The 11,459-nt window shown below is 70.9% G+C and carries 11 protein-coding genes; 7 read left to right on the top strand and 4 right to left on the bottom strand.

Annotated elements, in window-relative coordinates:
- The 7 genes from cysD to JHN45_RS27000 all read left to right on the top strand — a co-directional run.
- A partial coding sequence (cysD, locus tag JHN45_RS27035) for a sulfate adenylyltransferase subunit CysD (RefSeq protein ID WP_201050984.1) occupies nucleotides 1–576 on the top strand: 576 nt, incomplete at its 5' end.
- Between the two features lie 2 nt (nucleotides 577–578).
- Nucleotides 579–1,907, top strand: a complete 1,329-nt coding sequence (locus JHN45_RS27030) for a sulfate adenylyltransferase subunit 1 (protein WP_200711888.1) — start codon at nucleotides 579–581, stop codon at nucleotides 1,905–1,907.
- A 235-nt stretch (nucleotides 1,908–2,142) separates the two neighbouring features.
- The gene (locus JHN45_RS27020) at nucleotides 2,143–3,255 is read left to right on the top strand and encodes an aliphatic sulfonate ABC transporter substrate-binding protein (RefSeq protein ID WP_201050983.1); all 1,113 of its coding nucleotides are present in this window, start codon (nucleotides 2,143–2,145) and stop codon (nucleotides 3,253–3,255) included.
- Nucleotides 3,256–3,268: 13 nt separating this feature from the next.
- Nucleotides 3,269–4,075: an ABC transporter ATP-binding protein gene (locus JHN45_RS27015; protein ID WP_201050982.1), complete on the top strand. Its 807-nt coding sequence runs from the start codon at nucleotides 3,269–3,271 to the stop codon at nucleotides 4,073–4,075.
- The gene (locus JHN45_RS27010) at nucleotides 4,062–4,940 is read left to right on the top strand and encodes an ABC transporter permease (RefSeq protein ID WP_200711885.1); all 879 of its coding nucleotides are present in this window, start codon (nucleotides 4,062–4,064) and stop codon (nucleotides 4,938–4,940) included. The genes JHN45_RS27015 and JHN45_RS27010 overlap by 14 nt, the downstream gene beginning before the upstream one ends.
- A 10-nt stretch (nucleotides 4,941–4,950) precedes the next feature.
- Nucleotides 4,951–5,694: a sirohydrochlorin chelatase gene (locus tag JHN45_RS27005; RefSeq protein ID WP_200711884.1), complete on the top strand. Its 744-nt coding sequence runs from the start codon at nucleotides 4,951–4,953 to the stop codon at nucleotides 5,692–5,694.
- A 140-nt stretch (nucleotides 5,695–5,834) separates the two neighbouring features.
- Entirely contained in the window at nucleotides 5,835–8,285 is a 2,451-nt protein-coding gene (locus JHN45_RS27000) for a GTPase-associated protein 1-related protein (RefSeq protein WP_201050981.1), read from the top strand.
- A 180-nt stretch (nucleotides 8,286–8,465) separates the two neighbouring features.
- Here the strand turns inward: JHN45_RS27000 and JHN45_RS26995 are convergent, their stop codons facing one another.
- From JHN45_RS26995 to JHN45_RS26980, 4 genes are read right to left on the bottom strand one after another with little or no spacing between them, the layout of a single operon-like run.
- The gene (locus JHN45_RS26995; protein ID WP_201050980.1) at nucleotides 8,466–9,083 is read right to left on the bottom strand and encodes a DsbA family protein; all 618 of its coding nucleotides are present in this window, start codon (nucleotides 9,081–9,083) and stop codon (nucleotides 8,466–8,468) included.
- Nucleotides 9,084–9,138: 55 nt separating this feature from the next.
- On the bottom strand, nucleotides 9,139–9,771 hold the full coding sequence (locus tag JHN45_RS26990; RefSeq protein WP_201050979.1) for a TIGR03086 family metal-binding protein: 633 nt from the start codon (nucleotides 9,769–9,771) through the stop codon (nucleotides 9,139–9,141).
- Between the two features lie 25 nt (nucleotides 9,772–9,796).
- Nucleotides 9,797–10,819 (bottom strand): ketopantoate reductase family protein, encoded by a 1,023-nt coding sequence (locus tag JHN45_RS26985; protein ID WP_201050978.1) that lies wholly within the window; start codon nucleotides 10,817–10,819, stop codon nucleotides 9,797–9,799.
- Nucleotides 10,820–10,865: 46 nt separating this feature from the next.
- Nucleotides 10,866–11,414, bottom strand: a complete 549-nt coding sequence (locus JHN45_RS26980) for a DUF1697 domain-containing protein (protein WP_201050977.1) — start codon at nucleotides 11,412–11,414, stop codon at nucleotides 10,866–10,868.
- Nucleotides 11,415–11,459: the final 45 nt, after the last annotated feature.

Below are 11,459 nucleotides of genomic sequence, written 5' to 3'. Positions count from 1 at the left end.
AACCCGCTCCAGACCCTGCCACTCACCGAGAAGATCCAGGCCGAGAAGTTCGACGCGGTCTTCGGTGGGGGCCGTAGGGACGAGGAGAAGGCCCGGGCGAAGGAACGGGTGTTCTCGCTGCGGGACGAGTTCTCGCAGTGGGACCCGCGCCGCCAGCGGCCCGAGCTGTGGAACCTCTACAACGGACGGCACGCACCCGGCGAGCACGTCCGCGTGTTCCCGCTGTCCAACTGGACCGAGCTGGACGTCTGGCAGTACATCGCCCGCGAGGGCATCGAGTTGCCGGACATCTACTTCGCGCACGAGCGTGAGGTGTTCGCGCGTGGTGGCATGTGGCTGACCGCCGGTGAGTGGGGCGGGCCGAAGGCGGACGAGAGCGTGGAGAAGCGGCTCATCCGGTACCGGACCGTCGGTGACATGTCCTGCACCGGTGCCGTCGACTCCGACGCGGTGACGCTGGAGCAGGTCATCACCGAGATCGCGGCCTCCCGGCTGACCGAGCGGGGCGCGACGCGTGCCGACGACAAGCTGTCCGAGGCCGCGATGGAAGACCGCAAGCGCGAGGGGTACTTCTAACCATGAGCACCATCACGGAACTCACCGAGACGACCCTCCTGCGGTTCGCGACGGCCGGTTCGGTCGACGACGGCAAGTCCACGCTCGTAGGGCGGCTGTTGCACGACTCCAAGTCGGTCCTCACCGACCAACTGGAGGCGGTGCAGCGGGTGTCCGCCGATCGCGGGCAGGACGCGCCCGACCTCGCGCTGCTCACCGACGGACTGCGCGCCGAACGCGAGCAGGGCATCACCATCGACGTGGCGTACCGCTACTTCGCCACGCCCCAGCGTCGGTTCATCCTCGCCGACACCCCCGGCCACGTGCAGTACACCCGCAACATGGTGACGGGTGCCTCCACCGCCGAGCTGACGGTGATCCTCGTCGACGCCCGCAACGGCGTCGTCGAGCAGACCCGGCGGCACGCGGCGATCGCCGCGCTGCTGCGGGTGCCGCACGTGGTGCTCGCGGTCAACAAGATGGACCTCGTCGAGTACAAGGAGTCCGTGTTCGCGGCGATCGCCGAGGAGTTCACGGCGTACGCGAGCGAGCTGGGCGTCCCGGAGATCACCGCGATCCCGATCTCGGCGCTGGCCGGGGACAACGTGGTGGAGCCGTCCGCGCACATGGACTGGTACGGCGGGCCGACCTTCCTGGAGCACCTGGAGTCGGTGCCGGTCGCCCACGACCTGAGCCACTGCCACGCGCGGCTGCCGGTGCAGTACGTGATCCGACCGCAGAACGCCGAGCACCCGGACTACCGGGGGTACGCGGGGCAGATCGCGGCCGGTACGTTCCGGGTCGGCGAGGCCGTGACGGTGCTGCCGTCCGGGCGGGCCACGAGGATCTCCGCCATCGACCTGCTCGGCAAGCCGGTCAACACCGCGTGGACCACGCAGTCGGTGACCCTCCTCCTTGAGGACGACATCGACATCTCCCGCGGCGACCTCATCGTGCCCAGCAAGGACGCCCCGGCGACCACGCAGGACATCGAGGCGACGGTCTGCCATGTCGCCGACCAGCCGCTGACCGTGGGCCACCGGGTGCTCCTCAAGCACGGCACCCGCACGGTCAAGGCGATCGTGAAGGACATCCCGTCCCGCCTCACACTCGACGACCTGTCCCTGCACCCGCATCCGGGACAGCTCGTCGCCAACGACATCGGCCGCGTGAAGATCCGCACCGCGGAGCCGCTGCCGGTGGACTCGTACGCCGACTCGCGCCGCACGGGCTCGTTCATCCTGATCGACCCGGCGGACGGCACCACGCTCACCGCCGGCATGGTCGGCGAGTCGTTCGCGGCGCCCGAGCCGGTCAAGGACGGTACGGACGACGACGGTTGGGACTTCTGACATGACGTCGAGGGACTTCTACTCCACGTTCGCGAAGGAGGGCGGCCGGGTCGGCAGCGGCGCCCTCGGCAGCGGGCAGGGCGGAGTGGCGCGATGTGCGGGCTGACGTACGCGCACCGCTCGCGCGCCCAGTCCCCCCACCCGCCGTCCCGGACACGACGAAGACGAAGACCTGCCGACCTCCCGGCCACGACCTGAGACCGTGACCGCCGGGCCAACGAGAGGAACCCCTCCCGTGCCTGTCAACCGCTCGACATTCCTGCGCCGCGGCATAGCCGTGGTCGCCGCGCTCCCTCTGCTCACCCTCGCCGCGTGCGGTTACGGGTCGGACTCCAAGAGCACCAACTCCAAGGAGAAGGTAGCCGCCGGGTCCTCCAAGATCGACGGTCTCGCCTCCGTGAAGATCGGCTACTTCGGCAACCTGACCCACGCGACCGCGCTGGTCGGCCGTGAACAGGGCCTGTTCCAGAAGGAGTTGGGCGCCACCAAGGCCGAGTACGCGACCTTCAACGCCGGCCCGTCCGAGATCGAGGCGCTCAACTCGAACTCCATCGACATCGGTTACATCGGCCCCTCCCCGGCGGTCAACGGCTACACCAAGTCCGACGGCAAGAGCCTGAAGATCATCGGCGGTTCGGCGTCGGGCGGCGTGAAGCTCGTCGTCAACCCGAAGAAGATCAAGTCCCTGAAGGACGTCAAGGGCAAGAAGATCGCGACGCCTCAGCTGGGCAACACGCAGGACGTGGCGTTCCTCAACTGGATCGCGGACCAGGGCTGGAAGGTCGACGCGCAGAGCGGCAAGGGTGACGTCACCGTCGTCCGCACCGACAACAAGATCACGCCGGACGCCTTCAAGGCCGGTTCGATCGACGGCGCGTGGGTGCCGGAGCCGACCGCGTCGAAGCTGGTCGCCGAGGGCGGCAAGGTACTGCTCGACGAGTCGACGCTGTGGCCCGACAAGAAGTTCGTGATCACGAACATCATCGTGTCGCAGAAGTTCCTCAAGGCGCACCCGAAGGTCGTCGAGGCCGTGCTGAAGGGCTCGGTCGCGGCCAACAAGTGGATCAACGCCAACCCGACCGAGGCGAAGGCCGCGGCGAACAAGCAGCTGGAGGCCGACTCCGGCAAGGCGCTGCCCGCCAACGTCCTTGACCCGGCGTGGAGTTCGATCCAGTTCACCAACGACCCGCTGGCCTCGACCCTCAACACCGAGGCGGAGCACGCGGTCAAGGCCGGTCTGCTGGAGAAGCCCGATCTGAAGGGCATCTACGACCTCACGCTCCTCAACAAGGTCCTCAAGGCGGACGGCGACAGCACGGTCGACGCCGCCGGTCTCGGCACGAGCTGATCGAGGGATCCCGATGACTTCCCAGGAGGTGACGACCATGGCCACGACCCTCGCCAAGGAGACCACCGAGACGGTCGAGTACGCGGCACGCCTCGAGCATGTCTCGAAGTCCTTCGCGACACCGGGCGGGCAGCAGCTCGTCCTGGACGACATCACCATCGATGTCGCGCCCGGCGAGTTCGTCACCCTCCTGGGGGCCTCGGGCTGCGGCAAGTCCACCCTGTTGAACCTGGTGGCGGGCCTCGACAAGCCCACCACCGGGTCCATCACCACGGACGGCCGCCCGGCTCTGATGTTCCAGGAGCACGCCCTGTTCCCCTGGCTCACCGCGGGCAAGAACATCGAACTCGCCCTGCGGCTGCGGGGAGTTCCGAAGGAGGAGCGGCGCGGCAGGACCGAGGAGCTGCTCGACCTGGTCCGGCTGCCGGGCGCGTACGGCAAGCGGGTGCACGAGCTGTCGGGCGGTATGCGGCAGCGCGTCGCGATGGCCCGCGCGCTCGCCCAGGAGAGCCGCATCCTGCTGATGGACGAGCCGTTCGCGGCCCTGGACGCCATCACGCGGGACGTCCTGCACGACGAACTCACCCGTATCTGGGGCGAGACGGGCCTGTCGGTCCTGTTCGTCACGCACAACGTGCGGGAGGCGGTACGGCTCGCCCAGCGGGTGATCCTGCTGTCCTCCCGGCCCGGCCGGATCGCCCGCGAGTGGACGGTCGACATCCCGCAGCCGCGCCGCATCGAGGACGCGCCCGTGGCCGAACTGTCCCTTGAGATCACCGATGTACTGCGTGGGGAGATCCGCCGTCATGGCCAGCACTGAGACGACGACGGTCAAGGACGCCGGGAGCGTCGAGGCAGGCCTGGACGCTCTGGAGACCACGGTCACCGGCCGTCCGACCTTCCGGCAGACCTTCGTCAACAAGATCTTCCCGCCGATCGTCGCCCTCGCGGTCGTCATGGTCGTCTGGCTGATCCTGACCCCGATCGTCGACGACCCGAGCAAGCTGCCCTCGCCGGGCGCCGTCGGCACCGAGTTCAAGAACGCCTGGTTGCAGGGCGATCTCCTCGGCTACATCTGGACCAGCGTCTCGCGCGGTCTGCTGGGCTTCTTCTTCGCGCTGCTGATCGGCACTCCGCTGGGCCTGGTGGTCGCGCGGGTGAAGTTCATCCGCGCGGCGATCGGCCCGATCCTGTCCGGCCTCCAGTCGCTGCCGTCGGTGGCGTGGGTACCGCCGGCCGTGATCTGGCTGGGTCTGAACAACTCGATGATGTACGCGGTGATCCTGCTCGGCGCGGTCCCCTCTATCGCCAACGGCCTGGTGTCCGGCGTCGACCAGGTGCCGCCGCTGTTCCTGCGGGCGGGCCGCACGATGGGCGCGACCGGCGTCAAGGGCATCTGGCACGTCACCCTGCCCGCCGCGCTCCCCGGCTATGTGGCGGGCCTGAAGCAGGGCTGGGCGTTCTCCTGGCGCTCGCTGATGGCGGCCGAGATCATCGCCCAGTTCCCCGATCTGGGCGTGGGGCTCGGCCAGTTGCTGGAGAACGGCCGCACCAACAGCGACATGGCGATGGTCTTCGAGGCCATCATCCTGATCCTGTTCGTCGGCATCGCCATCGACCTGCTGATCTTCAGCCCGCTGGAGCGGTGGGTCCTGCGCAGCCGCGGACTGCTGGTGAAGAGCTGAGCTGATCCGCATGCACCAGAGGCCGGTCCTCCTCGTCATCGCCCACGGCAGCCGCGATCCGCGGCACGCCGCGACCGTCCACGCCCTCGTCCGGCGGGTACGGTCGCGGCGGCCCGGGCTGCGCGTGGAGGTCGGCTTCCTGGACTTCAACATCCCTTCCGCGCAAGGGGTGTTGGAGTCGCTCGCGGCGGAGGGTGTACGGGACGTCGTGGCCCTCCCCCTCCTCCTCACCCGCGCGTTCCACGCGAAGGCGGACATCCCCGCGGTCCTGCGGGAGGCACCGGCACGGCTGCGGATCCGGCAGGCGGAGGTACTGGGCCCGTCTCCGTTGTTGTCGCGGGCTCTCGAACGGCGTTTGTACGAGGCCGGGTTGACGCCCGCCGACAAGGCGTCGACCGGGGTCGTGCTGGCCTCGGCGGGGTCCACCGACCCGGAGGCGATCGCGGTGATCGACGGCCTGGCGCGGGAGTGGTGGCGGACGGGTTGGTGCGCCGTGCGGCCCGCCTTCGCCTCCGCGGCCCTGCCGCGCACGGAGGACGCGGTACGCGAACTCCGTGCCCTGGGCTGCGAACGCGTCGCCGTCGCCCCGTACGTCCTGGCCCCCGGCTTCCTCCCCGACCGCATCGCGCGGGGCGCGGCGGACGCGGATGTGCTGGCCGAGGTGCTGGGTCCGGCGCCGGAGGTGGCGCGGGTACTGCTGGAGCGCTACGACGCGGCAGCCCTGGCGCCGGTGCTCGCGGCCGTCGGCGCGTAGCGCGTTCACGGTTCCCACCTGCCCGGTTTCCCGGAAAGGGGTCTCCCCCGGCTCCCGGATCTGCTGGGATGGTGCCTCCGAAGGCTATTGGGGAGCAAGTACACGTGGCGGGTCAGGAGTTCGGGCATCGTGAAGGGCCTGTGCCGGCCCAGCTGCACTACACCTCGGCGCCGTCCGGTTCCGAGGATTCCGGCCCCCGGTTCACGGCGGTCGGCGCGGAAGTGCCGCCCGGGGTGCTGCGGGAGGCCGAGCGGCTCCTCGGGTACGAGCCACCGCCCGACAGTCCGCAGCACGCCGACGCCGAGCAGCTCAAGAGATTCCCCACGGTCTTCGGCTTCAGCGAACTAGCCGACGGCGGGCGGCTGTTGAGCCGCTCGGTGTGCACCGGCACGGACTGGGCCGGCGGTCCGCTCTCCTTCCACGCGCATGCCCTCCTGCTGCCCGCCGGGACCCGGCTGCCGGACGGTGTGCTGCCCATCTCCACCTGGGAGTCCCCGCGTTGGGCCGAGTCGACTCCCCCGGACGGCGGGGCCGATCCCGTCGCCCGGGTCGAGCCGTCGGGGCTGCTGCGCAAGGAGGCGCTGGTCCCGTTCGCGGTGTCCCGGGCCGAGCGGCTCGCCCCGTTCTTCGCCGATCTGCGGGCGGTGGCCGCCGACCCTGGCGCCGGGCAGATCGTGGTGGTGGAACACGACAGCGCCGACGTGGCCCGCTGGATCGCCCTCGCCTGTACGGTCCTGCCCCGCGAACAGGCGCACCGGCTCACCTTCACGACGTACACCCGCGACCCCCGGCAGGCCCGCCAGCAGCTCGTCGGCGCGCTGCCGTCCTCCGAGCCCGTCGCCGACGACCCGCGCTACCGCGTGCACGACTGCACCCGCCGACCGCCGTCCGGGCCGGTCACGGACGCCTGGGCCGAGGTGTGCTCCCGCGTCTGGCGGGCGGGTCGCCCCGACCTGTTCCACAACGACCCCGAAGACCTTGGCCCGTTGGCGGTGGCCGCCCTCGTCGCGGGGATCGACCTGCGTACGGACGCCCGTGCGGTGGCGGCGAGTTGGGCGGCCGAGCAGGTGGACGTGCTGCCGGACGACAGGCTGACGGCATTGGTCGCCGGGCTGTGCGGCGGCCCGGTGCCGCATCTGGGCTCCCCCTCGGAGACCCTGCCCGGTGCGGCCGAACAGGTCGCGCTGGCCGCACTGTTGGCGCGGTTGGACGGACGGGTGACGGCCGCGGTGTCGGCGCCGCTCGCCGCGCGGGTGCTGGCGTCGGCGGTCCTCGCCCATGGGCCGGTGCCCACGCTGCGCGCCGGGTCCCTCACCGCGCGGGACCACGACGACCTGGCCCGCGATCTCGCGCCCGCACTGCGGGCCGGTATCGCGGACACGGCCGAACCGGCCGCCGGACGGCCCCTCGCACTGCTGCGGGCCGCCGACCTCCTCGACGTCGACTGCCAGGACGAACTGCCGGAGCTGGCCGAGCGGTTGGCGCGGGAGTCGGTGAACGCCCCGGCCGCGTCCCCGTCGAACGGCGAGACTCCTCACGTGGGCTGTCCACCCGCGCTCCTCGACGCGGTGCACACCCACCCCGGGCTCAGGGTGGCGCTGTTCGGTTCGCTCGACACGCTCGCCGCCGCCGAACCGGCTTCTGTGGCAAGGGTGTTGAAGGGGTCGGGGCTGCCACTGGACCTGCAGCAGTCCGGTTTTCCGCATCTGCGGATGTGTGTCGCGCCGGACGGGTCGGACGACCGGCTCGACCGGTTCCACGGTCTGCTCCGGACGGCCGGGGTCTCGCCGCACGCCGATCCGACCGTGCTGCGTACGGCCCTCCGCCTCACCTGGCCCGGCGGTGAACTGCCGACCGGCGCGGAGGCGAGCCTGCTGCTGAAGGAACTGGGTTCCGACACCCACCGTGCCGCCGGCACCCGGGAGTTGCTGATCGAGGCGGCACTCGCCGCTCCCCCGGACGACCCCGGCATACCGGCGCTCGCCACCGATCTGCTCCGCTGCTTCACCACGGAACTGGGGCCGGGCCGGCGCACGGCGCTGCTCCTGCTGGAGTTCACCGGGCGGCTGGGCACCGGGAGCGAGGGCGAGGAGTGGGTCGGCCGGGTGCTCGACCTCACGACCGGTGCCGTCGCCGATCCGGTGCCGGACACCGTCGCCGAACGCGCCTTCCAGGCCCTGGCGTCGCGGCTCCTGGAGGGGGCGGCACCGGAGAACGAGCTGTACGCGCTGGCCCGTTCGGGCGAGCCACGACTGCTCGCGGCCTACGAGCGGGCGGCCCGCTCGGAGCGGGTGGGGGACCGATTGCGGGCCGACCCCGCATATCTCGCCGACCGGTTCCGCGACTGGAGCGCGTTCCCGGGGACGTATCCCGGCTGGGACGAGACCCGTACCGCCCTGCTGGCCAAGGTGTTGCGGCCGATCGTGCGGGCGCTGTCCGCGCGGGAGCAGGGCGAGGTCGAGGCGGCGCTGGACCGCTCGGGCCACGGCAAACTCGACGCGTTCCGTGCCTGGAACCGCCCGGGCACGCTCGGGCGCCTCGCGGGACGGCTGTCGGGGCGGGGCCGGCGCGCCGAACACCCCGGCGGGTGACCCACCCCGGCGACCGGTAGGGAGGAGCCGCCCGAAGTCCGGCACTCCCCTGTGATGTCGGACCCCGGACGGCCCGTCCGCAGCACGGCCCCCGCAGGCGTGAGCCGTGTCGCGGGGGTCGCTCTCTGTACTGCGCCACTCGTCGCGTTTATGTCACTGGGCGACTTGAAATCGCCGAGGTCAGTCGAAGGACAGTCCCCCGGTACGCGTCCGCTTCAGCTCGAAGAGGTCGGGGTGCGTGGCCAACACCCGGAAGCTGTCGAAGAGTTCGGCCGCCTTCGCGCCGCGCGGAATGGCCCGCAGCACCGGCCCGAACCACACCGTTCCGTCGACGTGCAGGGTCGGCGTCCCCACATACCCACCCGACTCCGCCTCGACGCCCGCCTCATGACTGCGGCGCACGGCGTCGTCGTACGACGGATCGTGGGCGGCCTCGGCAAGCGTTGCGGGGAGCCCGAGTTCGGCGAGGGACTCGGCGACCACGGCGTCGAAGTCGTCGTAGCGCCGCTCGTGGATGCGGACGCCGAAGGCCGTGTAGAGGTCGCGCAGGACCTTGTCGCCGTGCTGTTCGGCGGCGGCCACGGCCACCCGTACCGGGCCGATCGACTTGTCGACCAACTCCCGGTACCAGTCGGGGAGTTCGTTGCCGATGTTGTGCAGGTAGAGGCTCATGGCGTGGAAGCGGAGGTCGAGCGGGCGCTCGCGCTCGACCTCCAGCAGCCAGCGGGAGGTGATCCAGGCGAAGGGGCAGGCGGGGTCGAAGTAGAAGTCGACGCGGACGGCGGTGTCAGTGCTCATACGGAGAACGCTAACCGCCGATTGGGGCGAAATCTGGACCCAATCACCCGTTCTTTCAGTGGTCCAATTTGCTCATGGCCTGTTGCCTCGGGTCCCGTCCGCTGGACGCGAGGGCCCGCTCGAAGACCGGGGCGTCGTCCGGTACCGGCACCGGGTCGGCGAAGCCGTCGTACTGGCGGTAGAGCGCGCCGTGCTTCTCGACCACGTCGAGGATCAGGCGGGCGGCGCCGTCCGAGACGCGGTACTCCTGGCCGGTGGCCGTGGCGACGTCCCAGCCGTGCACCGCCAGTTCCTTGATGATCATCGAGGCGAGTTCGTCGGCCGGCATCTTCGCCATGCCGAGGTCGACCTCGCCCTCCCACACCGCCGGGTCGGCCCAGGCGGCGACGGCCAGGTCCAGCTGGGCGGCGTAGGCCTCCGCCCAGTCCGGGTCGGCGGTGAAGTCGCGGGCCGTCAGCTCCTCGGAGAGCTGCTTGCGCAGGGCGCGGTGCTCCAGCCCGTGCGAGGTGTAGAGGACCCAGTGGTTGACCATGGCGCGGACGTCCCAGTCGGGACAGTGCGTCGGGTTGTCGAGCTGTGTCGTACGGACACCGCGCGCGACACGGGCCGCCTCGGCGGCGCATTCGATCATGTACGGGTGCAGGTCGTGGTGGTTCGACCGGTCCGGGTGCAGGTCGTCGTTGCTCATGCACCCCACGCTAGGCAGCGCGCCGTCAGGACTCTTGAACAAACGCGACAGCCTCGTCGGCGAGGCGGACCAGCTCGTCGAACGGCAGCGAACCGGCCGCCCTGCGCTCGCGCGCGAAGCCGTTCGCCAGCCGTTGCAGCAGGTCGTTGAGTGGTGTCGGTACGCCGTGCAGCCGCCCCAGCAGCGCGATCTCGCCGTTGAGGTAGTCGGCCTCGATGGTGCCGGTGCCCCGGTTCAGCGACTGCCAGGAGGAGCCGCCGCCGCGCGGCGCGCCTTCGACCTCCGCCAGCTGGATCTTGTCGCCGCGCGCCTCCTTCTCCTCCTCGGCACTCGGGTACGCGACACCGGCGGCATCGAGCACGGCCGTGCCCTCGGCCCGCACCCGCCCGTAGAACGCGAAGCTCTCCTCGCTTCCGAGCGGCCCGGAGACCGCCTCGATCGCGTTGGCGAGGTTGCCGAGCAGCTTGGAGTACTGCCAGCGCGTCACGTCGGGCACGACCGGCGCCTCGAACCGCGACTTCTCCAGGTCGGCCGCGATCAGCCGGGCGGTCTCGTCCGAGCCGTGCGGATAACGGCCCAGGTGCAGGATGCCGGTGAGGGGAGCGCCCTCGGCGGCGACCACGCCCGGTTCGACGAAGGTCGCGGGCAGCCACACGCAGACGCCGTACACCCGCCGGAAGCGGCGCAGGGCCAGGCGCTGGCTCTCCACCCCGTTCTGCGCGCAGACGACGGGCAGCCGCTCGGCCGCCGTACCCCCACCGGTAACCGGCGCGGGTCCCCAGGCCGCGAGCGCGGCCTCGCTGTCCTGCGTCTTGACGGTGAGCAGGAGGACGTCGTCGGCCCTCAACTCACCCAGTTCCGCAGGCTGTTCGACAACCGGCAGCCGATACGTCGACTCACCGTCCGGCACCTTGAGCCGCAGCCCGTGCTCGGCCAGCGCCGCCCGATGCGCACCCCGCGCGACGAGGACGACCTCGCACCCCGCCCCGGCCAGCCGACCGCCGATGGCCCCGCCGACCGCCCCTGCTCCGATGATGATGTAGCGCATGGGGACGAGCCTCGCACAGTGTGGATCTCTCCCTCCAGGAGGGATCTCAACTGCCGGTCAGCTCCACGAGCTTGAGCACGGTGTTCCAGTTGCGGGTGGTGGCGATCAGGCCCTTGTTCAGGCGCGGCCGGGCCAGTTCGACGGCGAGCCTGGAGCGGCCGAGGCCGTCGGGGACGTAGAGATACAGCGCGCGGTCGCCGAGGCGGAACTCCTCGGGCAGGTAGGCGGCTTGGTCGAATTCCGCGAAGCGGTCCTCGGCGACCGGCTGCGAGTAGTACGTGACGTGGAGCTGTTTGGCCTCCAACTCGGCCGCCGGGAAAGGGCAGTTGTCGGCGACGGCCTTCAGGTAGGCGTGGTCGCGGACGACGACGTCGACCGTGAAGCCGAACCGCTTCCCGATGGCCCCGGCGATCTCCGCCGCGTGGGACTCCTCGTCCCCGTGGCCGCTCGTGAACACGGCCTGGCCGCTCTGGAGATAGGTGCGGACGTCGTCGTGTCCGAGGCCTTCGAGGAGCGTGCGCAGCTCGGCCATCGGGAGCTTCTTGTTGCCGCCCACGTTGATCCCGCGCAGCAGCGCCGCGTACGTCGTCGTCATCCGCACACCATAGAGCGGCCTTCGTGCCCCGTGGGGGTGGGCACG

This window comes from Streptomyces sp. MBT53, assembly GCF_016654115.1.
Taxonomy (GTDB): domain Bacteria; phylum Actinomycetota; class Actinomycetes; order Streptomycetales; family Streptomycetaceae; genus Streptomyces.
This window is presented reverse-complemented; position numbering and strand designations above follow the sequence as displayed.

Coding starts and splice junctions, on each gene's coding strand:
- JHN45_RS27015 (WP_201050982.1), top strand. CDS start 3,269: ATGACTTCCCAGGAGGTGACGACCATGGCCACGACCCTCGCCAAGGAG.
- JHN45_RS26980 (WP_201050977.1), bottom strand. CDS start 11,414: ATGACGACGACGTACGCGGCGCTGCTGCGCGGGATCAACGTGGGCGGC.
- JHN45_RS27005 (WP_200711884.1), top strand. CDS start 4,951: ATGCACCAGAGGCCGGTCCTCCTCGTCATCGCCCACGGCAGCCGCGAT.
- JHN45_RS26985 (WP_201050978.1), bottom strand. CDS start 10,819: ATGCGCTACATCATCATCGGAGCAGGGGCGGTCGGCGGGGCCATCGGC.
- JHN45_RS27030 (WP_200711888.1), top strand. CDS start 579: ATGAGCACCATCACGGAACTCACCGAGACGACCCTCCTGCGGTTCGCG.
- JHN45_RS26990 (WP_201050979.1), bottom strand. CDS start 9,771: ATGAGCAACGACGACCTGCACCCGGACCGGTCGAACCACCACGACCTG.
- JHN45_RS27010 (WP_200711885.1), top strand. CDS start 4,062: ATGGCCAGCACTGAGACGACGACGGTCAAGGACGCCGGGAGCGTCGAG.
- JHN45_RS26995 (WP_201050980.1), bottom strand. CDS start 9,083: ATGAGCACTGACACCGCCGTCCGCGTCGACTTCTACTTCGACCCCGCC.